Annotated in this window: 21 protein-coding genes; 12 read left to right on the top strand and 9 right to left on the bottom strand. The window is 73.7% G+C overall.

The annotated features are described in order from the left end of the window. The first annotated feature begins 6 nt into the window (after nucleotides 1-6). Nucleotides 7-933: a non-homologous end-joining DNA ligase gene (gene ligD, locus AB0K17_RS06345; RefSeq protein WP_365982456.1), complete on the top strand. Its 927-nt coding sequence runs from the start codon at nucleotides 7-9 to the stop codon at nucleotides 931-933. 40 nt (nucleotides 934-973) lie between these two features. Here the strand turns inward: ligD (AB0K17_RS06345) and ligD (AB0K17_RS06340) are convergent, their stop codons facing one another. Then, nucleotides 974-1,888, bottom strand: coding sequence for a non-homologous end-joining DNA ligase (ligD, locus tag AB0K17_RS06340; protein ID WP_365968500.1), 915 nt, complete (start codon nucleotides 1,886-1,888; stop codon nucleotides 974-976). Nucleotides 1,889-1,920: 32 nt separating this feature from the next. On the opposite strand from ligD (AB0K17_RS06340), the gene AB0K17_RS06335 reads away from it, so the two are divergent. Then, a complete protein-coding gene (locus tag AB0K17_RS06335) occupies nucleotides 1,921-2,943 on the top strand; it encodes a Ku protein (protein ID WP_365982271.1) in 1,023 nt (340 codons plus the stop codon). A gap of 28 nt (nucleotides 2,944-2,971) precedes the next feature. Here the strand turns inward: AB0K17_RS06335 and AB0K17_RS06330 are convergent, their stop codons facing one another. Continuing rightward, nucleotides 2,972-5,689 (bottom strand): AAA family ATPase, encoded by a 2,718-nt coding sequence (locus tag AB0K17_RS06330; RefSeq protein WP_365982270.1) that lies wholly within the window; start codon nucleotides 5,687-5,689, stop codon nucleotides 2,972-2,974. Between the two features lie 422 nt (nucleotides 5,690-6,111). On the opposite strand from AB0K17_RS06330, the gene AB0K17_RS06325 reads away from it, so the two are divergent. The 5 genes from AB0K17_RS06325 to AB0K17_RS06305 are packed head-to-tail and all read left to right on the top strand — an operon-like array spanning nucleotide 6,112 to nucleotide 10,449. After that, the gene (locus tag AB0K17_RS06325; protein ID WP_365982269.1) at nucleotides 6,112-7,623 is read left to right on the top strand and encodes an ATP-binding protein; all 1,512 of its coding nucleotides are present in this window, start codon (nucleotides 6,112-6,114) and stop codon (nucleotides 7,621-7,623) included. A 28-nt stretch (nucleotides 7,624-7,651) separates the two neighbouring features. Beyond that, on the top strand, nucleotides 7,652-8,038 hold the full coding sequence (locus AB0K17_RS06320; protein ID WP_344433665.1) for a roadblock/LC7 domain-containing protein: 387 nt from the start codon (nucleotides 7,652-7,654) through the stop codon (nucleotides 8,036-8,038). Continuing rightward, nucleotides 8,035-8,409, top strand: a complete 375-nt coding sequence (locus AB0K17_RS06315) for a DUF742 domain-containing protein (RefSeq protein WP_365982268.1) — start codon at nucleotides 8,035-8,037, stop codon at nucleotides 8,407-8,409. Before AB0K17_RS06320 ends, AB0K17_RS06315 begins: the two co-directional genes overlap by 4 nt. Further along, a complete protein-coding gene (locus AB0K17_RS06310) occupies nucleotides 8,390-9,013 on the top strand; it encodes an ATP/GTP-binding protein (protein WP_344433323.1) in 624 nt (207 codons plus the stop codon). The genes AB0K17_RS06315 and AB0K17_RS06310 overlap by 20 nt, the downstream gene beginning before the upstream one ends. Further along, on the top strand, nucleotides 9,010-10,449 hold the full coding sequence (locus AB0K17_RS06305) for a cytochrome P450 (protein WP_365968505.1): 1,440 nt from the start codon (nucleotides 9,010-9,012) through the stop codon (nucleotides 10,447-10,449). The genes AB0K17_RS06310 and AB0K17_RS06305 overlap by 4 nt, the downstream gene beginning before the upstream one ends. On the opposite strand, the gene AB0K17_RS06300 is transcribed toward AB0K17_RS06305, so the two are convergent. After that, the gene (locus tag AB0K17_RS06300) at nucleotides 10,332-11,456 is read right to left on the bottom strand and encodes a terpene synthase family protein (RefSeq protein ID WP_365968506.1); all 1,125 of its coding nucleotides are present in this window, start codon (nucleotides 11,454-11,456) and stop codon (nucleotides 10,332-10,334) included. The genes AB0K17_RS06305 and AB0K17_RS06300 overlap by 118 nt on opposite strands. Before the next feature lie 413 nt (nucleotides 11,457-11,869). Here AB0K17_RS06300 and lnt point away from each other — a divergent pair, with 413 nt between their 5' ends. Next, the gene (gene lnt, locus AB0K17_RS06295) at nucleotides 11,870-13,420 is read left to right on the top strand and encodes an apolipoprotein N-acyltransferase (RefSeq protein WP_365982267.1); all 1,551 of its coding nucleotides are present in this window, start codon (nucleotides 11,870-11,872) and stop codon (nucleotides 13,418-13,420) included. A gap of 143 nt (nucleotides 13,421-13,563) precedes the next feature. Here the strand turns inward: lnt and AB0K17_RS06290 are convergent, their stop codons facing one another. Then, on the bottom strand, nucleotides 13,564-14,769 hold the full coding sequence (locus AB0K17_RS06290) for an FAD-dependent monooxygenase (protein ID WP_365982266.1): 1,206 nt from the start codon (nucleotides 14,767-14,769) through the stop codon (nucleotides 13,564-13,566). A 90-nt stretch (nucleotides 14,770-14,859) separates the two neighbouring features. Between AB0K17_RS06290 and AB0K17_RS06285 the strand changes: the two genes are divergently transcribed. From AB0K17_RS06285 to AB0K17_RS06275, 3 genes are all read left to right on the top strand, one after another. Next, nucleotides 14,860-15,498, top strand: coding sequence for a TetR/AcrR family transcriptional regulator (locus AB0K17_RS06285; RefSeq protein WP_365982265.1), 639 nt, complete (start codon nucleotides 14,860-14,862; stop codon nucleotides 15,496-15,498). 245 nt (nucleotides 15,499-15,743) lie between these two features. Next, nucleotides 15,744-16,256, top strand: coding sequence for a DinB family protein (locus tag AB0K17_RS06280; RefSeq protein ID WP_365982455.1), 513 nt, complete (start codon nucleotides 15,744-15,746; stop codon nucleotides 16,254-16,256). Nucleotides 16,257-16,349: 93 nt separating this feature from the next. After that, on the top strand, nucleotides 16,350-17,006 hold the full coding sequence (locus AB0K17_RS06275; protein WP_365982264.1) for a hypothetical protein: 657 nt from the start codon (nucleotides 16,350-16,352) through the stop codon (nucleotides 17,004-17,006). 46 nt (nucleotides 17,007-17,052) lie between these two features. On the opposite strand, the gene AB0K17_RS06270 is transcribed toward AB0K17_RS06275, so the two are convergent. From AB0K17_RS06270 to AB0K17_RS06250, 5 genes are all read right to left on the bottom strand, one after another. Further along, nucleotides 17,053-17,739, bottom strand: coding sequence for a uracil-DNA glycosylase (locus AB0K17_RS06270; protein WP_365968511.1), 687 nt, complete (start codon nucleotides 17,737-17,739; stop codon nucleotides 17,053-17,055). A gap of 101 nt (nucleotides 17,740-17,840) precedes the next feature. After that, nucleotides 17,841-18,602: an SDR family oxidoreductase gene (locus AB0K17_RS06265; RefSeq protein ID WP_365982263.1), complete on the bottom strand. Its 762-nt coding sequence runs from the start codon at nucleotides 18,600-18,602 to the stop codon at nucleotides 17,841-17,843. 65 nt (nucleotides 18,603-18,667) lie between these two features. Continuing rightward, a complete protein-coding gene (fabG, locus tag AB0K17_RS06260) occupies nucleotides 18,668-19,429 on the bottom strand; it encodes a 3-oxoacyl-ACP reductase FabG (protein WP_365968513.1) in 762 nt (253 codons plus the stop codon). A 147-nt stretch (nucleotides 19,430-19,576) separates the two neighbouring features. After that, nucleotides 19,577-19,993 (bottom strand): DUF3037 domain-containing protein, encoded by a 417-nt coding sequence (locus tag AB0K17_RS06255; RefSeq protein WP_365968514.1) that lies wholly within the window; start codon nucleotides 19,991-19,993, stop codon nucleotides 19,577-19,579. Continuing rightward, nucleotides 19,990-20,814 carry a HipA family kinase gene (locus AB0K17_RS06250; protein ID WP_365968515.1) on the bottom strand — a complete coding sequence of 275 codons (825 nt, stop codon included), beginning with the start codon at nucleotides 20,812-20,814 and terminating at the stop codon, nucleotides 19,990-19,992. Before AB0K17_RS06250 ends, AB0K17_RS06255 begins: the two co-directional genes overlap by 4 nt. A 129-nt stretch (nucleotides 20,815-20,943) precedes the next feature. Between AB0K17_RS06250 and AB0K17_RS06245 the strand changes: the two genes are divergently transcribed. Further along, entirely contained in the window at nucleotides 20,944-21,408 is a 465-nt protein-coding gene (locus tag AB0K17_RS06245) for a Rieske (2Fe-2S) protein (protein ID WP_365968516.1), read from the top strand. Nucleotides 21,409-21,470: the final 62 nt, after the last annotated feature.

The raw sequence follows: 21,470 nt of genomic DNA, 5'->3' as shown, positions 1-21,470 counted from the left end.
CGGCCCATGCTCGCCACCCCCGGGCCGCTGCCCGGCCCCGGCGAGGACACCGCCTGGGGCTTCGAGGTCAAGTGGGACGGCATCCGCTGCATCGTCGAAGTGCCCGGCGACGGCACACTGCGCCTGATCACCCGGGCCGGCAACGACGCCACCCGCACCTACCCCGAACTCCAGGGCCTCGGCGAGCAGCTGACCGGCCGCAGCGCGGTGCTCGACGGCGAGGTGGTGGTCCTGGACGAGGCCGGTCGTCCCGACTTCGGCCTGCTCCAGCGGCGCATGGGCGTGCTCAACCCGCGGCGTGCTGCGGAGCTCGCCCTGCGCCATCCCGTGCACCTCATGCTCTTCGACGTCATGCACCTCGACGGCGCCTCACTGCTGGCCCTGGGCTACCGGGAACGACGGGCCGCCCTGGCCGGGCTCGGCCTCGCCGGAGCGAACTGGTCGGCGCCGGCCCATCTGGAGGGCCACGGACAGCGGGCCTGGGAGGCCACGCTCGGCAGCGGCTTCGAGGGCGTCCTCGCCAAGCGGCTGTCGTCGCCGTACACGCCGGGGCTGCGCTCACCCGACTGGCGCAAGACCAAGCACGTCGTCACCCTGGACGCGGTCATCGGCGGCTGGACGGAGGGCCGGGGCGCCCTGACGGGCCTGCCGGGGGCGGTGCTGACGGGGCAGTGGGAGGCGGCGGGGCTGCGCTACACGGGGGCGGTGGGCTCCGGGCTCTCCGAGTACGAACGCCGCGACCTGGCCCGCTACCTGGCGGTGCTGGCGCGCCCGACGTCGCCCTTCACCGGGCCGGTGGACGTGCGCGGCGCGCACTTCGTCGAACCGCGGCTGGTGGCGGAAGTGACGTTCACGGGGTGGACGGCGACGGGGCTGCTGCGGCAGCCGACGTGGCACCGACTCCGACCGGACCTGACGGATCTGGCCCCGTGATCCGCCTGTCCCGGAGCCTCCAGGGGCTGTCCAGGAGCCTCTAGGGAAGCGGCGCGCGCTCCTCACTCGCGGCGAGCCCGGCCAGCAGGTCCCCGTCCGCCGTGAAGCGCTCCAGCACCTCCTCCGGCGTGAACGCCAGGTCCGCGGGATCCTCGCAGGCCGCCACCTCCTCCCACGTCACCGGCGCCGCCACCCCCGGCCGGCCCGGCAGCACCCGCACCGTGTACGGCGCGGCCGTCGTCTTCGCGGAGGCGTTCTGCGACCAGTCGACGAGGACCTTGCCCCGCCGTTCGGCCCGCACCATGGACACCACGATCAGCCCCGGGTGCTCCTTCATCAGGCGCGTGGCCAGCGCCTTGGCGTAGTGGCCGGCGGCCCGCCCGGGGGCCGGCTCGATGGGGGCGTACAGGTGGAGCCCCTTGGCGCCGGAGACGACCGGGTGGGCGGTGAGCCCGTCGTCGGCGAGGAGCTGGCGCAGCCGCTGGGCGACGCGGCAGCACACGACCAGGTCCACCCCGGGGCCGGGGTCGAGGTCGAGGACGAGGCGGTCGTGGGCGTCGGGCCCGGCCGCGGCGCGCCACTGCGGCACGTGCACCTCGTACGCGCCGAGGTTGACCATGGCGATCAGGGCGGCGGTGGTGTCGACCATCACCTGCTCGGTGGTGCCCTCGCGGTGCCGGACGGGGGCCCGGGGCACCCAGGCGGGCGAGCCGTTAGGCGGATTCTTGGCGACCCAGCTCTGTCCGCCGGGGCCCTCGGGGGCGCGGACGAAGGAGGCCGCGCGCCCCTCGGCGTGGGGCAGCAGCGCGGGGGCGATCCCGGCGTAGTAGCGGAGCACCTGCGCCTTGGTGTGCCCCGACTCGGGGAACAGCAGCCGGTCGAGGTGGGAGAGCGACAGCCGGTGTCCCTCGATCTCCACCACCTGCCGCTCCTGCCTGTCCGAGGAAGCGGGCATAAGGTAGGAATTCCCCGCGAAGGGTGGAAACTATGCGGACGATGTGGAAGGGCGCCATCGGGTTCGGCCTGGTCTCCGTTCCCGTACGGCTCTACGCCGCCATCCAGGAGCACGGGGTCCGGCTGCACATGGTCCACGACGCCGACGGCGGCCGGATCCACATGAAGCGCGTGTGCGACGCCTGTGGCAAGGAGGTCGACTACGAGCACGTCGCCAAGGGCTTCGAGGACGACGAGGGCCACACGGCCATGATCACCCAGGACGAGCTGACGAAGCTGCCCGTGCCCAGCAAGAAGCTCATCGACGTGCTGGCCTTCGTCGACGCCGACCGGATCGACCCGGTGCACCTGGCCGGCTCCTACTACCTCGCCCCCGACAGTCCGGCCGCCCACAAGCCGTACGTCCTGCTGCGGGAGACGCTGAAGCAGACGGAGCGGGTGGCCGTCACCAAGATCGCGCTGCGCACCCGGGAGTCGCTGGCGGTGCTGCGCGTCCACGAGGACGTGATGACGCTGCACACCATGTACTGGCCCGACGAGGTGCGCGAGACCCAGGGCCTGGCCCCGCCGGACTCGGTCACCGTGCGGCCGCAGGAGCTGAAGATGGCGACGAGCCTGATGGACACCCTGTCGGAGGACTTCGACCTCTCGGGCCTGGAGGACGAGTACGAGGTGGCGCTGCGCGAGCTCATCGACGCGCACCTGGACCACCGGCCGGTGCCGAAGAAGAAGGTCACGGCGGCGCCCGACAACGTCATCGACCTGATGGCCGCGCTGCAGGCGTCCATCGATACGGCGGGCAGGAAGGTGACGAAGGAGGAGGGGGCGAAGGAGGGGGCCAAAAAGTCAACGAAAAAGACCGCCGCGAAAACAAGCGATCGAAGTCGATCCCGCACGACCGCGGAATCGAGCAAGGGAACGAAAAAGACCGCGGCCAAGAAGACCACGGCCAAAACGACGACCGCACGGAAATCGGCCGCGAGCAGCACGCCGAAGACCGCCACAGCCACCCCCGCCAAATCCACGGCGAGAAAAGCGGGCCGGCGCGCCTCGTGACGCACCGGCCCGCTCCGCGGGCGCGTGCTCAGCCGGTGGGCCCGGCACCCTCCGGGGCGTCCTCGCCGAGGGCCGTACGGGCGGTGGCGACGAGGCCGTCCGCACCGCACTGCTCGGCCACCGTCAGCCCCTCGCGCAGCCGTTCGGCCGCTTCGTCGTGCCGCCCGGACTCCCGCAGCGCCAGACCGTGGTCGACCAGGGCCGCGGCGAACTCGTAGCGGCAGGGCGCCCGGCGCAGGTGCTGCACGGCTCTGGCAAGTTTGGCCAGGCGCTCCGTCGGCGCGTCCAGGACGGCCGACCTGCGCAGCGCCTCACCGACGGCGGTCTCCGTGCCGAACCGGTTGGCGTGCTGCAGCGCCTGGTCCGACAGGGCCCGGGCGCGCTCGGGCTCGTCCTGCGCGAGCGCCTCGGCCAGGTCGAACGCCCACGGCGCCCACAGGGTGTTGTGCCTGCCGCGCTCCTCCAGCCTGCGCCCGGCCGCCTCCAGTTCGGCGACGGCCTCCTTGGTCCTGCCCCGCGCCAGCAGCAGCCGGCCCGCCAGACAGGCGGCGTCGGGCAGGACGATGGCCGGTGAGTAGGGCGGGCAGAAGGAGTTCTTCTCGGCCACTTCCTGCGCCTCGTCGACCTTGCCTCGGGCCAGGAGGGTGTCGATGAGCATGCAGGTGCCGTCCCACTGGATGGGCAGCCCCGGGCCGAGCCGGTCGGCCAGGCCCAGACCCTTGCGCAGCGCCTCCTCCGCCGCCACGAGGTCGCCGCGGCGGCGCAGCACCAGGCCGCGGAAGTCGTGGGCGAAGGCCAGGTGGGCGCCGCTCCAGCCGGAGATCTCGAAGGCGCGCACGGCCTCGTCGAACAGCTCCTGGGCCTCGTCGAGCCGGTCGCAGTAGGCATAGGTGATGCCCACGACGCTGGGGATCTCGAAGCCCCACTCGGTGTTGGTCCAGCCCATGCCGTCGGCGAGGCGGCCCTCGACCAGCGCGCGGTCGATGAACTCGGTGACCTGCAGGGCGTTCTCGGCGCGGATCATGCCGTCGAAGCCGCGCAGCACCAGCAGAGCGCGCTCGGCGTTGTCCCGGCCCTCCAGCCGGCAGGCGAGCTCGGCGATGCGCTGGGAGCGGCCCTGGGCGTCCTCCTCCTCGATCTGGATGCCCTTCCACATGTAGTGGGCGGCCTGCAGGCGCATCCTCCCGGGGCCCGACGGGGTGCGGGAGGCCTGGTCGGCCACCACGTCGGCGGCCTCGCGCAGCTGGTTGTTGTGCGCGTACGCCTGGGAGAGCCGGTAGGTGGCGTCCACGCGCAGTTCCTCGCTGAGCCCGGGCAGTTCCAGGGCGTTGCGCAGGTGGTTGACGGTGGTCTTGGGCGAGGTGAGCAGCGTGGCGCAGCCCAGCTCGTACAGCAGGGTGGCCTTCTCCTCCTCGGGCGGCGGCTCCTGCAGGGCGCGCTCCAGACAGCGGCGGGCGGCGTCCGGTGCGCCGACCGCGAGGTGCTCCCGGGCCGCGGCGCGCAGCTGGCTGACCACGTCGGGGTCCTGGTCGGGGTGCACTTCGAGCAGGTGGCGGGCGGAGACGGCCACGCCCTGGCCGGCGTCGGCGGACAGCCACGCGGCCTGTCCGTGCATGGCGGTGCGGGTCGCGGCCGGGATGGCCCGGTAGACGGCGGTGGCGATCAGCGGGTGGGCGAACTCCAGGGTGCTGGAACCGGTCAGGATGCGGGCCTCGCGCAGCCGGTCGGCGGCGACGGCCGCCTCCGAGGGGCCCATGCCCGCCAGCCCGGTGACCAGCTTGGCGTCGATCTCCGTGCCCAGGACGGCCGCGGCCCAGGCGAAGCGGGTGGCGGAGGGACCCATCTGTTCGAGCCGGGCGACCAGGCCCTTGCCGCGGGCGGCGGCGCCGAGGTCGCGCAGCAGCACGGCCGACTCCTCCACCGGGTTCATGTCGCGGTCCTGTGCCTTGGCTATCAGCTCGACCGTGTCGTAGGGGTTTCCACCGGTGACGGCCCACACCTCGCGGCAGAAGGGGTCGTCGGCCTTCTGCCCGAGGGCTTCGCGCACCAGCCCGGCCACGGCCTCGGGGGTCAGGGCCCGCAGCTCGACGGGGCGGACGCCCCTGGCCTCGACCAGTGTGCGGAAGGCCGGGGTGTGGGAGGGCAGTTCCTCGGGCCGGTAGGCCAGCACCAGCAGCAGGGGCAGTTCTCCCAGCCGCACGGCGAAGGAGGTGAGCCAGCCGAGGGATTCGGGGTCGCACCAGTGGGCGTCGTCGATGACGACGACGAGCCGCCGGCCGCCCTGGGCGAGCTGGGTGATCACCCAGTCCAGGCCGTCGCGCACGCCCTGCGGGTCGGCCTGCCGCTCGATGGGCGGCACGATGCCCAGGGCGGGCCCGGCGATGTCGTACCAGCCGCCCAGCATCTCCTGCCGGGCGGCGGGCGTCATCGCCGCGAGCGTGGGCTGCAGCAGCTGGCGGACGACATTGAAGGGGACCTGCTCGGCCGACTTGCTGCCGCGGCCGAACAGAACGGTGCAGCAGGCGCATTCGGCGGCCATGCGCCGGGCCTCGTTGAGCAGGGCCGTCTTGCCCAGGCCCGCCTCGCCGCTGAAGAGCAGCAGCCCGCCGTCCCGGCCGGGCTCCCGGTCCTTGCCGTGAGGACCTCGGCCGCACAGGCCGTGCACCGCCTGCTCGACGACGGCGAGCTCGCGCTCCCGCTCGAACAGGGCGGCAGATGGGTTCGGTTCACGCTGATGCCCCGACATGACGATGTCTCCCCGGAGGATGTGGTGGGCCGAGCCTAGCCCCGTCGACGGGCACGGGGGCAGGGTTCGCCGGAGGACCACCCGTGAGCGTGATCGCCCCCGCCTCCCGAACGCCCATTCAGCGCGTTCGGAAACGCATTCGCATATCCCTGTGCGGGCCATTATGACGGGCCACGAATTCCCCGTCAGGCCGATCTGCGAATATGACAACTTCGCGCCGGAGCACCACGGGACCGGCTACGCTCCATGTCGCGCAGCGAGCCGTCTTGACTTTCGGCCCGCCGTGGCCGAGTGCTGTGGCACCGCCCCGGGAGCGCCGTTCTGCTCCCGTACGCACTCCCCGCCGTGCACTGCACCAAGCTGTCCGCAATTCCGTCCGAAGTCTTTCCACGTTCCGTACCAAGTGTTTCCCGAGGATCTCGATGGTTGGTTCTGGCTCGTCGGCTCCCAGGCGGCCCGCGTCGGCACTGATATGGCTGATCTCCCCCCTGGTCCTGGCCGTGTGCTCGGTCGCGGCGGTCCTGTCCGTGACGCCGGCGGCCCGGGCGCCCGTGGCCTGGTGCGGGGCCGCCGCCACAGTGGCCGTGGCCCTGGCCGCCGCCGAGGCGGCCCGGCGCGGGCGGGTGATCACCGCACTGCGTCGCCGGCAGGCCGACCGCGACGCCGAACTGCAGCACCGGCTGGACCAGCACGAGGCCGAGACCTGGCGGTTCGCCCGTGAGGTCCTGCCCGAGGCGCTGAAGCTGATGCGCCGGGGCGCCCCCACCGACCAGGTGGTCAGGGTGACGATCCCCTCCCACGACCTGGAGCCGTCCTTCGCCTCCGCGCACCGGGCCGTGATCCGCTCCGTGATCGAGGCGGTGCAGGCGGAGGAGGCCCTGCGCGACGCCGCGCACCGGGCGTTCGTCAACATCGCCCGCCGGATGCAGGCCATCGTGCACCAGCAGGCGTACGACATCCGGGAGATGGAGCACAAGCACGGCACCAATCCCGACGTCTTCGGGGACCTGCTGCACCTGGACCACGGCAACGCCCTGACCGGCCGTCTCGCGGACAGCATCGCCGTCCTCGGCGGCTCGCGCCCCGGCCGGCAGTGGCGCTCCGAGATCCCGCTGTACAACGTGCTGCGCGGGGCGATGTCCCGGATCCTGGAGTACAAGCGTGTCGACCTGCACTCGGTGGCGGACGTCGCCGTCGTGGGACCGGCCGTCGAGCCCGTCATCCACGCGCTGGCCGAGCTGCTCGACAACGCCACCCGCTACTCGCCCCCGCAGACCCGGGTGCACCTGACCGCCGTGGACATCCAGTCCGGCATCGCGATCGAGATCGAGGACGCCGGCGTCGGCCTGACCGACGAGGCCCGCCGCCGTACCGACCGGGTGCTGTCCAAGGAGGGCGGCCTGGACCTCGACGACCTCGGCGAGTCCCCGCGGCTGGGCCTGGCCGTGGTCAGCCGGCTGGCCGACGACTACGACTTCCGGGTCTCCCTGCGGCCCTCGGCCTACGGCGGCGTCCGCGCGGTGCTGGTCATCCCGCCGGAGCTGATCACCGCCAGCCGGTTCCCCGGCGGCGACATCGCCCGAGCCCCCAAGCTTCCGCCGGCGAAGAAGAAGCGCCGTCCGGGCGGCATCCCGGTGCAGCCGACGTCCTCGCCCATCATGGACAACCCCATTCCCCCGCCCCAGGCCGACAACGGCCTCCCCCAGCGCCGTCGCCGGCGCGGTCCGGCCCCGCTGCCCTTCGGCCGGGGCGCGGCCGCCGAGCGGCAGCGGGCACGGGCCGCCGAGGGCCGCGCTCCCGCGCCACCCGCCGCGGAGGAGCCGCCGCGCCAGCCGGGACTGTGGCTGGCCGCCTTCACCAGCGGCATCAACGGAGAGCTGCCGGAGCAGGACGGGCAGCCGACCAGTGACATCCCGTCAGACAAGGAAGAGTAGCCAAGTGACGCAGCAGCCGCGGTTCAACATGGACTGGATGCTCAAGGACCTGGCCACCAGCGTCCCCCAGACCCGCCACGTGATCGTGCTGTCGTCGGACGGCCTGCGCATGGCCCAGTACGGCACGGAGGCGGAGGTGGCCGACCGGCTCGCCGCCGCCTGTGCCGGCCTGCAGAGCCTCTCGACCGCCATCGCCTCGGAGTTCCCGCACGGGGACGGCGAGATGCGGCTGGTGGTGATCGAGGTCGACGGCGGGTTCTTCTACCTGATGGCCGCCGGCGCGGGGGCCTACCTGGCCGTGCTGGCCGACGACGACGTGGACGCCGGGCTGATGGGCATGAAGATGCGCGACCTGGTGGCGCGCATCGGCTCCCACCTGACCAGTCCGCCCCGGGTCAGCGGGTCGGTGACATGAGCGAACCGGAGAACTCCCGGCAGCCCGGTGCCGAGCCGCCCGGCAACCCCGACCGGCTCTACATCCTGGGCGGCGAGGCCGAGGCCAAGTCCCCCGCCCCGCACCTGGACCTGGTGACGCTGGTCGTCTCCCGCAGCGAGCCCGACCCGGGTCTGCAGCCGGAGCACGCCGCCGTGGTGCGCATGTGCGACTACCCGCTGTCCGTGGCGGAGATATCCGCGTACCTCGAGCTCCCGGTGAGCACGCTGACACCCGTGCTCACCGAGCTGCTCTCCCGCGGCCGGGTGGAGGCCCGGCCCCCGATCCCGGCGGCGGCGCTGCCCGACGTCAGTCTCCTTGAGGCGGTGATGCATGGACTACAAAAGCTCTGACGGCTACGCCGGGCCGCGCAGCGAGGACATCCTTCCTGCCACCGCCACCGCGGCCGTGAAGGTCGTGATCGTCGGAGGCTTCGGGGTCGGCAAGACGACCCTGGTCGGTTCGGTCAGTGAGATCCGGCCGCTGACCACCGAGGAGACGATGACCCAGGCCGGGGTCGGCGTGGACGACCTGGCGGGCATCGAGCACAAGACCGAGACCACGGTCGCCATGGACTTCGGTCGCATCAGCATCAACGACCAGTTGGTGCTCTACCTCTTCGGCACGCCCGGCCAGGAGCGGTTCTGGTTCCTGTGGAACGGGCTCTTCGAGGGCGCCCTGGGTGCCGTGGTGCTGCTCGACACCCGCCGGATGGAGGTCAGCTACGACGTCATCGGCCGCCTGGAGGAGCGGGGCGTGCCGTTCGTCGTCGCCGTCAACGCCTTTCCCGGCGCCCCGAGGTACCCCATGTCCGAGCTGCGGGTGGCCATGGACCTGGACGAGACCGTGCCCATGGTCGACTGCGACGCCCGCGACCGCTCCTCCTGCCGCGACACGCTCATGGCGCTCATGCGCTACCTCTACACCCTGACCACCGTTTCCGCGGAGACACAGTGACCAACCCCCCCGAACACGCCAGCACCGACTCCCTGACCGCTCCCCCGCCGCAGTGCCCGGCCCATGCCCTGGGCGACCGGGGCCCCGGCGGGGTGACGCGGCTGTACGGCCCGCAGGCCGAGGCCGATCCGTACGGCCTGTACGAGCAGCTGCGCACCGAGCACGGCCCGGTGGCCCCGGTGCTGCTGCACGGCGACCTGCCCGCCTGGCTGGTGCTGGGCTACCGGGAGAACCTGGACGTCACGCGCACCCCCTCCCGCTTCTCCCGGGACTCGCGGCACTGGCGGGACATGCGCGAGGGCAGGCTCACCCCCGACCACCCGCTGGCGCCGATCTCCACCTGGCAGCCGGTGTGCGTCTTCGCCGACGGCCAGCAGCACGAGCGCTGGCGCGGCGCCGTCAACGACGGCATCGCACGCTTCGACAAGCGCGGCATCCGCCGGCATGTGACGGAGTGCGCGAACCAGCTGGTCGACCACTTCTGCGCGGCGGGCACGGCCGATCTCGTGGGCCAGTTCGCCGAGCACCTGCCGATGATGGCGATGACGCAGCTGCTGGGCATGCCCGAGGAGTACGGCCCCCGGTTGGTGAGCGCCGCCCGCGACATGATCAAGGGCACGGAGACGGCCGTCGCGAGCAACGAGTTCGTGCAGGAGACCCTGCGCAAGCTGGTGGCGCGCAAGCGCGTGCAGCCCGGTGCCGACTTCACCACCTGGATGCTTGAGCACCCCTCCGGCCTGTCGGACGACGAGGTGCAGCAGCACCTGCGCCTGGTGCTGATCGCCGCGTTCGAGACGACCGCGAACCTCATCGCCAACACGCTGAAGATGGTGCTCACCGACGTGCGCTTCCGGGCGTCGCTGGCGGGCGGCCACATGACGCTGCCGGACGCGGTCGAGCAGGTGCTCTGGGACGAGCCGCCGTTCATCACCATCCTGGGCCGCTGGGCGACCCAGGACACCGAGCTCGCGGGCCAGCCGATCAAGGCGGGCGACGCGCTGGTGCTGGGCCTGGCCGCGGCCAACATGGACACGGCCGTGCGCCCCGACCTGGACGCGCCCATCCACGGCAACCGCGCCCACCTGGCCTTCAGTGGCGGCGCGCACGAGTGCCCCGGTCAGGACGTGGGCCGGGCCATCGCGGGCACGGGCATCGACGCCCTGCTGCTGCGACTGCCCGACCTCACGCTCGCCGTCGAGGAGTCCGAGCTGACCTATCGCTCGTCCCTGATGTCACGCCACCTGACGTCGCTGCCGGTGCGGTTCACCGCGCACCGGCCGCGCCGGCCCGAGCTGACCGCCGGGCCGGACGCGGACGTTCAGACGGGAAGCCCCGCACAGTCGGTGGTCATCCCGGCGCCGTCGCGGGCACCGGCGCCGTCCGCGGGGCGGTCCTCCTGGTGGAGGTCGCTCACGAACTGGCTGCGACGGTCGTAGTCGTCGTAGTCGTCCTGCTCCAGCAGGTCCCACCACCAGGCGATCGACGGGACGGGCAACGGTGCCGTGCTGTCGTCCGAGGGCCGCGTCGCCCACCAGGCGGAGAGGTCCACCGTACGGGGGTCGGCGTACCGGGAGCAGGAGGCCGCCCAGTCCAGGTGGCCCCGGACGAACTGGCCGAGCGCGACCAGGTAGCAGCGCAGCTCCACCCCGGCGCGGCGCCAGACCTGTTCGCGCAGGCGCAGGAAGCAGGTCATGACGCGGTCGCGCATCGCCATGGCCTCGGCCTGCACCCTGGCGGGCGACGTACCCCGCTCGTGGGCGAGGACGTCGATCAAATTGAGATGGTCACCGGCACGGTGGATCTCCTTGTTGCGCGAATAGAAGTCGTTGTCCCATGCGACGAGAGTCCAGGTCATCTCGGTGAGAGCTCTGACCTCGGGCCGGTCGAGCTCCTGGTCGGGCAGGTCGTAGCCGCCCGCGATGTCCATGAGCGCCGTCGAGGGCGCCATGCCTATCGCGCGCATCCACATCGCGGCGTAGTCGTTCAAGGTGGGCAGCACCCGGTCCCTGCGACAGGCCGCCTCCCACACCAGGCCCGACAGGTAGATGCGCATGCCCTCGGTCCAGCGGCGCAGTTGCCGGGGGCTGGCGTAGTCGGCGAGCTCGGTGCGGATCGCGCGCAGCGCGGCCGCGTGCGGCGAGTCGTCGGGCCACGCGGGCGAGGGCGCCTCCAGGACGCGCATGATGCGCGAGGTCGCGTGGGCGAGGTCGTGGGCGGTGGCCCGCGACTCGTCGCACAGGGCGTCGTCGAGGGAGAAGAGCACGGAGTGCATCTTCGCCACGACGCTGAGGGGGCCCATCTGTCCGTAGGGCATGGTCTTGGCCGTGAGCCCGCCGAAGTCGCACTGGCTCAGTCGCTTGCGTTGCTGCCGCGACGTGTCCAGCTGTTTCTGCAGCATCCACTCCACGGAGAGGTGGTCGAGCTCGCGAACCCGCGGATGCATGGCCGGCGGTATCGGGCAGTAGAAAGGAACGTTCTCCAGGGGCTGGACCTTGATCCGATCCCGTACGCGTGTCACGCCGCCTCCCCAGGCCGACTGCAGCGTTCCTGTCCGCTTTTGCGCGGTACCTGCCCACGTCGGGGGGCGGATAACCCGCATGCGCCACCGGCGCACGGGGTCCCCGTGCGGAGCGCAAGGATCGGTTCGGATCGTTTTCGATCGCATCAAGCCAAACGCATTTTCCAGGGGAGTAGGAACGGTTGAATATTGCACACCGTTGTCGAGGATTTCTCCCCATGATCCGTCATAAGCGGAGTCGTCCCGCGCATGGCCGGATCTCGCCCCCGCGTGGTGACGCGGACAGGCCACCGGGCATCCCCCACACTGGTGACGGGGGCGCACGAGGGAGAGACGTCATGACGCTGCGGTCGTGGGCGGAGCGACCGGCCCGGTTCCTCGCCATGCCGTGGTGGCGGGCCCTTGCGGCCCTGGCGGCGGGGGCGCTGCCGGCCCTGGCCTTCCCGACCCCCGCCCTGTGGTGGCTGGCCTGGGCGGCCCTCGTGCCGTGGCTGCTGCTGCTCCGCTCCGCCGCGAGCGCCCGGCGGGCGGCGCTGGAGGGCTGGCTGGGCGGGGCCGGCTTCCTGCTCGCGGTGCACCACTGGCTGCTGCCGAGCCTGCACGTCTTCATTCTCGTACTGGCCGCCCTGCTGGGCCTGTTGTGGCTGCCGTGGGGGCTGGCCGTCCACCGGCTGCTGGGCGGCGAGCCCGGGCCCGGCCGGGTGGCGGCGGCGCTGCTCGTGGTGCCGTGCGGCTGGCTGCTGGTCGAACTCGTCCGCTCCTGGGAGTACTTGGGCGGCCCCTGGGGCCTGCTGGGCGCCAGCCAGTGGCAGGTCGCCCCCGCCCTGCGCCTGGCGTCCGTGGGCGGGGTGTGGCTCGTCGGCCTGGTGCTGGTGGCCGTCAACACCGCGCTGGCGGCACTGCTGTGCACGCCCCGCGGCCGGGCCGCCGCGGCGACGGGCCTGACCGGGTGCGCGGTGCTGGTGTGCGCGGTGTGGCTGTGCGCTCCGGTGCCCGCCCTCACCGGCACCGCGCGCATCGCCGTCGTCCAGCCCGGGATCGTCGACGGGAGCGGCAGCGTGCAGCACCGTTTCGACGTGCAGGAGGACCTCACCCGCAGGCTGGCCGGGCAGCGGCTGGACCTGGTGGTGTGGGGCGAGAGCAGTGTGGGCCAGGACCTGGGGCGGCGGCCGGACCTGAGCGCACGCCTCGCCGCACTCTCCCGCACGGTCGGCGCGGACCTGCTGGTCAACGTGGACGCCCGCCGCTCGGACAAGCCCGGCATCTTCAAGAGTTCGGTGCTCGTGGGCCCCGACGGCCCCACCGGCGACCGCTACGACAAGATGCGGCTGGTGCCCTTCGGCGAGTACGTCCCGGCCCGCTCGGTGCTGGGCTGGGCCACCTCGGTGGGCAAGGCGGCGGGCGAGGACCGGATGCGCGGGGAGAAGCAGGTCGTCATGCGGCTGCCCGACACCCGCGGCAGCGGCCTGCGGCTCGGCCCGCTGGTGTGCTTCGAGTCGGCGTTCCCCGACATGACCCGGCAGTTGACGCGGGACGGGGCGCAGGTGCTGGTGGCGCAGTCGGCCACGTCCACCTTCCAGGACAGCTGGGCGCCGGCCCAGCACGCCTCCCTGGCCGCGCTGCGGGCCGCCGAGACGTGGCGGCCCGTGGTCCACGCGACGCTCACCGGAGTGAGCACGGTGGCCGACCCGCGCGGCCGGATCATCGGCGAGCGGCTGGGCACGGACCGCAGCGCGGCCGCCGTCTACGACGTGCCGCTGGCGAGGGGCGAGAGCCCGTACGCCCGGGCCGGGGACTGGGCGGTCTACGGTGCGCTCGCGGTGCTCGCGGTCTACTGCGCGGCGGAGTTCTTCCGCTGGGCGGCGATGCGGGGCCGTGCGGGCGGCTGAGCCCCGGCCCTGCCCCTGCGCCGTTTCCGGGCGGGGCCTGCGGCCCCCTCGCGCCTGCGCTTCCGGGGGCCCCGCGCCCGCGGACCGGGCTTCGCCCGGCGTCCTCGAACGCCGGACGGGCCGGACGGGGTCGGGCCGCACCGTCATGCGACCGGCGTCGGCAGGGGCGGCCGGGCCGGCGGGTGCCAGTCGGCAATGCCGTCGAGACCGCGCAGGACCATGCGGGGGCCGAGGCGGTCGGCCGTGGTCACGGCGGCCGTGCGCAGGGCGCAGGCCAGGGGCGAGGAGAGGCGGGTGAGGCGAGCCACGCGCTCCGCGCGCCGGACGACCGCTGTCGTGCGCGGCAGGCGGAGGCGGGTGTAGTCCTCCAGGGCCGCCGGCACGTCCTCGCCGGCGCCGGCGAGGACATGGGCGAGGACGACGGCGTCCTCGACGGCCTGGCAGCCGCCCTGGCCGATGTTGGGCGGCATGGCGTGGGCGGCGTCGCCGATGACGGCGACGCGGCCGTGGTGGTGGGCCGGGAGTGGGGCGGTCATGGCGTGGACGTCGTTGCGCAGGATCGCCGCGGGGTCGACGGCGTCGAGCAGGTCGGGTACGGGGCGGTGCCAGTCGCCGAAGAGGCGGCGCAGCTGCGCCGGTTCGCCGCCCGGCGAGACGGCCCGGCGGGGCGCGACGGCCTGGGCGTAGGCGTAGACGCGCCCGCCGGAGAGGGGGACGGTGCCCCATATGCGGCCCCGTCCCCACGTCTCGTGCGGGGTGAAGGGGGCGCTCGGGGCGGGCACCACGAACCGCCAGACGGTTGCTCCGGTGTAGCGGGGCGCGGGGTGGCCGGGGAAGAGGACGGCCCGGGTGGCGGAGTGGATGCCGTCGGCGGCGACGACGAGTTCGGCTTCGAGGTCGCCGCCGGGCGCGGTGACGCGGGCGGGCCGGCCGGCGTCGCCGGGGTCGGCGAGGGCGGCGGGGGCGCCGGTACGCACGGCGCCGTCGGGGAGCCGGGCGGCGAGCAGGCCGGCGAGGTCGGCGCGATGGACGAGGGCGACGGGGCCGCCGAAGCGCCGGGCGGCGGCCTCGCCGTCGGTACGGGAGATCCAGCGGCCGCCGGGCAGGCGCAGTCCGCCGTCGGACTGCCAGGCGGACAGGGCCCTGACCTCGTCGCCGGCGCCGAAGGTGTCCAGGGCGCGCTGGGCGTTGGGGGCGAGGGCGATGCCGGCGCCGACGGGCTCCAGGGCGGCGGCGCGTTCGAGGACGGTGACGGCCCAGCCGTCGTGGTGCAGGGCGGCAGCGGCGGTCAGGCCGCCGATCCCGCCGCCGATGACGACGGCGCGGGGTGCGGACGCGGGGACGGGCACGGGAACCTCCGGTCACTACAGATGTAGTTTCGTTGAACGACGTTACTACAGGTGTAGTGAGCCCCGATAGGTGGCCGGTAGATTGGAGCCGTGCGTTCCGAGAAGTCCGGCACCACCCGGCACACCCCTCCCGCCCCCACCCGCGCCCAGCTGATCGCCGACACGGCTCTGCTCCTCCTCGCCGAACGGGGGATGCGCGGGCTGACCCACCGCGCCGTCGACGAGGCCGCCGGACTGCCGCCGGGCTCGACCTCCAACCTCGCCCGCACCCGGGCCGCCCTGCTGGAGGCGGCGGTGCGCCGGCTGGGCGAGCGGGAGGAAGAGGTGCTCACGCCGCGGGAGATGCCGGATCCGGCAGCCGGGCTCGACGCCCTGGCCGAGGCGATCGCCCTCGCGCTGCACCGCTCGCTGACCGGGCCGCGCGAACTGCTGCTGGCCCGCTACGAGCTGGCCTTGGAGGCCGCGCGCCGCCCGGAGTTGCGCGCGATCTACGACGCCACCGGCAGGAAGCGGTTCCGCGAGCCGGTGGTGGCCCTGATGGCGGCGGCGGGCTCCACCGAGCCCGAGCGGCACGCGCTGTCGCTCGTGGCGTGGTGCGAGGGCATGATGTTCGCCTGCGCCGCCGGTTCGTACCACGCCGAGGCGCCCGGCCGGGCGGAGCTGCGCCGGGGGGTGACCGAGCTGCTGCGCGGCGCGTTGCGGCCCGCACCTCAGGGCGGCACCCCGTAGGGGCGCGGGGCGGTATCGGCCTGCGGCTGCCGCCGCGTGGGCGCGACAAGCCACGACGCGCCCGCAGGCAGGGGGCCGTGCTGCACCGACTGCAGGCCACCGGTGGCTGATCGCGCAGTTCCCCGCGCCCCTACGGGGCGCCGTGGTGCCGGGCGACGAAGAGGCGCCGGACAGGCCTTGGCCACCGGCCTCAATTCCCTGGCGGGCCGCCCCCGTTGCCGTCCATCATGGACGACATGATCACCATCACGTCGGAACGCCCCAAGCCGTCGACCCATGCCGGGGAGCGCGAGATGCTCGAAGGGTGGCTCGACCACCACCGGGCGACCCTCGCCCGCAAGTGCGCCGGCCTCACCGACGAGCAGCTGCGCGAGGCGTCCGTGCCACCCTCCGTCATGTCGCTGATGGGGCTCATGCGGCACATGGCCGAGGTCGAACGCCACTGGTTCCGCCGCGTCCTGGGCGCCGAGGACGCCCGGCCGATCTACTACACCGACGCCGAGCCCGACAAGGACTTCCTCGTCACCACCGAGGACTCCGGCGACGAGGCGTACGCCACCTGGCAGCAGGAGATCTCCGTCGCCCGGGAGCGGGCCGCGGCCCGCTCGCTGGACGACGCGAGCCTGGGCCGGCACCGCTCGCACACCGCCCCGCTCACCCTGCGCTGGATCCTCACGCACATGATCGAGGAGTACGCGCGGCACAACGGGCACGCGGACCTGATTCGCGAGCGCATCGACGGCGCGACGGGCCACTGACCCGCGCGCGAGGCAACCACGCGCACCGCCTTCGCCCGCGCGGGGCATTCCCAACGCACCATGCGGGCCAGCAGCGTTGGGCGGGTGCATCGAGTGCCCGCTGCGACGGTATGGGTGGCGGTGGCCATGGCGGCCGCCGCCGGCTGCGTCTCCGTCCCCCGCCACCTCCCCCCGGAGGGCCCGGCCGGCGCGGCCGGCGCGCCCCGGCTGATCCACGGCCCGGACCGCGAGTCCCTGGCGGTCACCGGGCCCGGCTCCTCCGACCCACCGGCGCCCGGCACCCCCGGGGCCCCGGCGGGCACGGACGGCCCGGCCGGCGGGACGCCCGAGCCGGCACCCGGCGCGGTGGGGGCCGACGGCCGCGTCGCGCAGCCGCTCGGCGGCCGGGGCGACGGCGACAACAGCGGCGGCGCGGCACGGCCACCAGCCGCCGGTGGTTCTGCCGGCTCCACGGGCCCGGCTCCCTCGGACGACGCGGCGCCTCCCCCGACACTGTCCGCTCCCCCGCTCCTCACCGCCCCCGCCCGGCCACCGCGTACTCCCGCCCCGCCGGAGCGCTCCCGGCAGGAGCGGCACGAGGACGACCAGGGGCACGACCAGGCGCGCGAGCCGGAACCGCGGCGGGCGGCGCCGCCCGCGGCCCCGCCCGGCCGCGCCGGCACCGGGGTGTGCGCCCTCGGCGAGACGTACGGCCGCTGGCAGCAGGGAGGCGACGCCTCGCGCATCTGCCGCCAGGTCTACGGGCGCTGAGCAGCGCGAGCGCCCGGCGGCGGTGCGACGGGGTGCGGTGGGGCGATCAGACCTGCAGGTCCGGGATCCGCCAGTCGATGGGCTCGTGGCCCTGGGCCGCGATGGCCTCGTTGATCTGGGTGAAGGGCTTGCTGCCCATGAACTTCTTCGCCGACAGCGGCGAGGGGTGGGCGCCCTTGACCACGACGTGACGCTCCTGGTCGATCAGGGGCAGCTTCTTCTGCGCGTAGTTGCCCCACAGCACGAAGACGGCCGGGTCCTGGCGGGCGGCCACCGCGCGGATCACCGCGTCGGTGAACTTCTCCCAGCCCTTGCCCTTGTGCGAGTTGGGCTCCCCGCCGCGCACCGTCAGCACCGCGTTGAGCAGCAGCACGCCCTGCTCGGCCCACGGCATCAGGTAGCCGTTGTCGGGCACGTCGTGACCGAGCTCGTCGCACATCTCCTTGTAGATGTTGCGCAGGGAGGGCGGCGTGCGGACGCCGGGGCGCACCGAGAAGCACAGGCCGTGGCCCTGGCCGGGGCCGTGGTAGGGGTCCTGGCCGAGGATGAGGACCTTGACCCGGTCGTACGGCGTGGCCTCCAGGGCGGCGAAGACCTCCCCGCGGGGCGGGTACACCGGGGCCTTCGTCCGCTCCTCCTCGACGAACTCGGTGAGCTCCTTGAAGTAGGGCTTCTCCAGCTCCTCGCCGAGGACAGCGTGCCAGGACTCGGGCAGCACGTCGGTGACGGTCACGTCGCAACCTCCGAAGGTTCGTTCCGTTCTCGTGCCAGAACTTACCGGTGGCCACTGACAACGCCGTCCGCGCGGTCCTTCCGGCGACCGCCCTGCGGCCTTCAGAAACCGGCGTTGAGGAACAAACCGCCGTCCACGACGAGGGTCTGCCCGGTCACCCAGCCCGCCGCGTCGGACAGCAGGAAGGCGGCGGCGCCGGCGACGTCCTGCGGCACGCCCAGCCGCCGCAGCGGGTAGGCGGCCGCCACCTCCTCCTCCCGCCCCTCGTACAGGGCGGCGGCGAACTTCGTCTTGACCACCGCCGGGGCGATGGCGTTGACGCGGACGCCGGGCGCGAACTCGTGCGCCAGCTGCAGCGTGAGGTTGACCATGGCGGCCTTGCTCATGCCGTACGCGCCGACGAACGGGGAGGGCGCGAGACCGGCGACGGAGGCGATGTTGAGGATCGCGCCGCCGTGCTCCTTCTGCCAGGCCTTCCAGGTCTGCTGGGCGAAGCCGAGCGCCGAGACGACGTTGGTCTCGAAGACCTTGCGGGCCACCGCGAGGTCGACCTCGGCCAGCGGCCCGAAGACGGGGTTCGTCCCGGCGTTGTTGACCAGGTAGTCCACCCGGCCGAAGGCCTCCATGGCCCGCTCGACGGCGGCGGCCTGGTGGGCCTCGTCGTGGGCCTTGCCCTGCACGCCGACCGCCCGGCCGGCGCCGAGGCGCTCGACGGCCTCCTTGAGGGCGTCCGCGCTGCGCCCGGTGATCACCACCCGGTCGCCGCGGGCGACGAGCGCCTCGGCGATGCCGTAGCCGATGCCCCGGCTGGCGCCGGTGACGAGGGCGACGCGTCCGGTGCCCTCCTGCTGCGGTTCGCTCATGGTCCTTTTCCGTTCCTCGGCCGGGTCGGTCGGTAGGTGTGGCGGTGCTTCGGTCGGCAGGCCCGTCAGTCGAGCGGGCCGCCGGCCACGTAGAGCACCTGGCCGGAGACGAAACCGGCCTGCTCGCCGGCGAAGAAGGCGATGGCGTTGGCGACGTCCTCGGGCTCGCCGACGCGCTGCACCGGGATCTGGCTCGCGGCCGCGGCCTTGAAGTCGTCGAAGCCCATGCCGACGCGCTCGGCCGTGGCGGCCGTCATGTGGGTGGCGATGAAGCCGGGTGCGACCGAGTTGGCGGTGATGCCGAACTTGCCCAGCTCCTTGGCGAGCGTCTTGGTCAGGCCCTGCATGCCCGCCTTGGCGGCGGCGTAGTTGGCCTGGCCGCGGTTGCCGAGGGCCGAGCTGCTGGAGAGGTTGACGATGCGGCCGAAGCCGGCGTCCACCATGTGCTTCTGGCAGGCGCGCGACATCAGGAACGCCCCGCGCAGGTGCACGTTCAGCACCGTGTCCCAGTCGCTCTCGCTCATCTTGAACAGGAGGTTGTCGCGCAGCACGCCGGCGTTGTTGACGAGGACGACGGGCGGGCCGAGCTCCTGGGCGACGCGGGCGACGGCGGCCTCCACCGCGGCGGCGTCGGAGACGTCGCAGCCGACGGCGAGCGCCCTGCCCCCGGCGCCGGCGATCCGGGCCACGGTGTCCGCGCAGGCCGCCTCGTCGAGGTCGAGCACGGCGACGGCGTACCCGTCGGCGGCCAGGCGCACGGCGGTGGCGGCGCCGATGCCGCGGGCCGCGCCCGTGACGAGGGCCACGCGCTGCTCGGTGGTGGACATGCGGGTACTCCTCAGGTCGGGGGCGGCCCACCCGCCACGGAGCCGCGAGTGAGCAACCGCTCAGTAGCGTCGGTGATCAGACGCTAGAAGCCGCACCACGCACTGTCAACGCCCGATCCGGCCGGGGGCGCGCCCCGGCCGGCCCGGCTACTTCACCAGCAGGTCGAGCAGGCGCTCGGACTCCCGCTCCGGGTCGCAGGTCAGCCCGGTGTGCACGGGCCCGGGCTGGACGACCGTGCTGCGGGGGGCGATCAGCCAGCGGAAGCGCCGGCCGGCGTCGTCGCACGCCGCCTGGCCGGCGCGCTCGCCGCCCGCGCACACGCCCTCCACCGCGTGCAGCGCGGCGCGCACGCCCGCGACGTCGGCGGTGGGGTCCAGGGCCAGCAGCCGGGCCTCGTCCAGGTGGACGCGGGCGGCGACGTACGCCTTGGCCTGGCAGTAGACGACGACTCCGGCGTTGATCTGCTCGCCGCGCTCCACGCGCGGCACGACGCGCAGCAGCGCGTACTCGAAGACCTCACGTGCGGTGCTGCCGTCACGTGCGGTGGTGCTGCGGCCCGTCACTTCGCGGCCTTTCCGTCGAGCCTGACACGTACCCACTCCGGCGCCTGGGAGGGCAGGTCGGCGGTGCGTTCGCCGATGGTGATGCCCGCGCCGACGACCGGTGCGCGCTCCAGCAGCACCTCGACGTAGGCGCGGCGCACGGCGTCGGGGTCCTCGAAGCCCGGCTCGCCGGCCAGCCACTCGTCGGGGACGTCGGCGACGACCTCGGTCAGCAGCTCCTCGGTGACCTGGGGGGCGAGCTCGGCCGCGGCCCCGGCCAGGTCGGGGCGGAAGGTCGCCAGTACGTGGTCGGAGGCGTCGTACGGCTTGGCGGCCGCGGCCCGGGCGCGGGGCCAGTTGTGGTGCCAGATCATGGTGGCCCCGTGGTCGATCAGCCACATCCGCCCATGCCAGACGAGCAGGTTGGGGTTGCGCCAGGAGCGGTCGACGTTGTTGATCAGCGCGTCGAACCAGATCACGCGCCCGGCCTCGACGGGGTCGGGCTCGAAGGCGAGCGGGTCGAAGCCGAGGGCGCCGGGCAGGAAGTCCATGCCGAGGTTGAGGCCGCCGCTGGCCTTGAGCAGCGCCTGGACCTCCTGGTCGGGCTCGCCGCGGCCGATCACCGGGTCCAGCTGGATCTGCGCCAGGTCCGGGATCCGCAGGCCGAGGCGGCGGCCGAGCTGCCCGCAGACCACCTCGGCGACCAGCGTCTTGGGGCCCTGTCCGGCGCCGGTGAACTTCATGACGTACGTGCCGAGATCGTCGGCCTCGACGATGCCGGGGAGCGACCCGCCCTCGCGCAGCGGCGCGACGTAACGGGTGGCCGTGACTTCGGGGAGCATCGCCCCAGGTTACTCGGCACGTCATGGCGTCGTTGAACAGCCGGGGCCGTCCGGCCGTACCCGTCGTCGAACCGGTGGGGCGCGGCTCCTCGCGCCCCACGGGCCCGAGAGCAGCGAAGGAAAACGATCATGACGCATTCGTCCCTCGTCCCCGCCGGTGCGACCCGCCGCGGCGTCGTCGCGGCCGCCTCGGCCGCCTCCCTGGCCGCCGTCCTCGCCGCCTGCGGCGGCGGCAGTACGTCCTCCTCCGGCTCCTCCGACTCGGCTGCCGCCACCGGCGGCGACGGCGACCGGCCGGCGGGCGCGGGCGAGGCGCTGGGCAAGGCGGCGGACGTCCCCGTGGGCGGCGGAAAGGTGTTCGCCGACCGCAAGGTGGTGGTCACGCAGCCGGCGAAGGGCGAGTTCAAGGCCTTCTCCGCGGTGTGCACGCACCAGGGCTGCCTCGTGCAGGACGTCGCGGACGGCATCATCAACTGCCCCTGCCACCACAGCCGCTTCTCGGCGACCGACGGCAGCGTGCGCGGCGGCCCGGCGCAGCGGCCGCTGGCCGAGCAGAAGGTGTCGGTCAGCGGGGATTCGCTCGTGCTGGGGTGATTGCGCGGGCCGGGAAAGGAGCCCATTCTTCGTGACGGACGTCCGGCGGACGGCCGGACGGC

It is taken from the genome of Streptomyces sp. NPDC049585, from assembly GCF_040675615.1.
GTDB classification, from domain to species: domain Bacteria; phylum Actinomycetota; class Actinomycetes; order Streptomycetales; family Streptomycetaceae; genus Streptomyces; species Streptomyces luteosporeus.
The sequence above is the reverse complement of the archived record's forward strand: the minus strand, read 5'-3'. Positions and strand labels throughout refer to the sequence as shown.

What these genes read in the sequence shown, in the direction of transcription:
- ligD (WP_365982456.1), top strand. Translation starts at nt 7, where the DNA reads ATGCTCGCCACCCCCGGGCCGCTGCCCGGCCCCGGCGAGGACACCGCC.
- ligD (WP_365968500.1), bottom strand. Translation starts at nt 1,888, where the DNA reads ATGCCCGCTTCCTCGGACAGGCAGGAGCGGCAGGTGGTGGAGATCGAG.
- AB0K17_RS06335 (WP_365982271.1), top strand. Translation starts at nt 1,921, where the DNA reads ATGCGGACGATGTGGAAGGGCGCCATCGGGTTCGGCCTGGTCTCCGTT.
- AB0K17_RS06330 (WP_365982270.1), bottom strand. Translation starts at nt 5,689, where the DNA reads ATGTCGGGGCATCAGCGTGAACCGAACCCATCTGCCGCCCTGTTCGAG.
- AB0K17_RS06325 (WP_365982269.1), top strand. Translation starts at nt 6,112, where the DNA reads ATGGTTGGTTCTGGCTCGTCGGCTCCCAGGCGGCCCGCGTCGGCACTG.
- AB0K17_RS06320 (WP_344433665.1), top strand. Translation starts at nt 7,652, where the DNA reads ATGGACTGGATGCTCAAGGACCTGGCCACCAGCGTCCCCCAGACCCGC.
- AB0K17_RS06315 (WP_365982268.1), top strand. Translation starts at nt 8,035, where the DNA reads ATGAGCGAACCGGAGAACTCCCGGCAGCCCGGTGCCGAGCCGCCCGGC.
- AB0K17_RS06310 (WP_344433323.1), top strand. Translation starts at nt 8,390, where the DNA reads ATGGACTACAAAAGCTCTGACGGCTACGCCGGGCCGCGCAGCGAGGAC.
- AB0K17_RS06300 (WP_365968506.1), bottom strand. Translation starts at nt 11,456, where the DNA reads ATGCATCCGCGGGTTCGCGAGCTCGACCACCTCTCCGTGGAGTGGATG.
- lnt (WP_365982267.1), top strand. Translation starts at nt 11,870, where the DNA reads ATGACGCTGCGGTCGTGGGCGGAGCGACCGGCCCGGTTCCTCGCCATG.
- AB0K17_RS06265 (WP_365982263.1), bottom strand. Translation starts at nt 18,602, where the DNA reads ATGAGCGAACCGCAGCAGGAGGGCACCGGACGCGTCGCCCTCGTCACC.
- fabG (WP_365968513.1), bottom strand. Translation starts at nt 19,429, where the DNA reads ATGTCCACCACCGAGCAGCGCGTGGCCCTCGTCACGGGCGCGGCCCGC.
- AB0K17_RS06250 (WP_365968515.1), bottom strand. Translation starts at nt 20,814, where the DNA reads ATGCTCCCCGAAGTCACGGCCACCCGTTACGTCGCGCCGCTGCGCGAG.
- AB0K17_RS06245 (WP_365968516.1), top strand. Translation starts at nt 20,944, where the DNA reads ATGACGCATTCGTCCCTCGTCCCCGCCGGTGCGACCCGCCGCGGCGTC.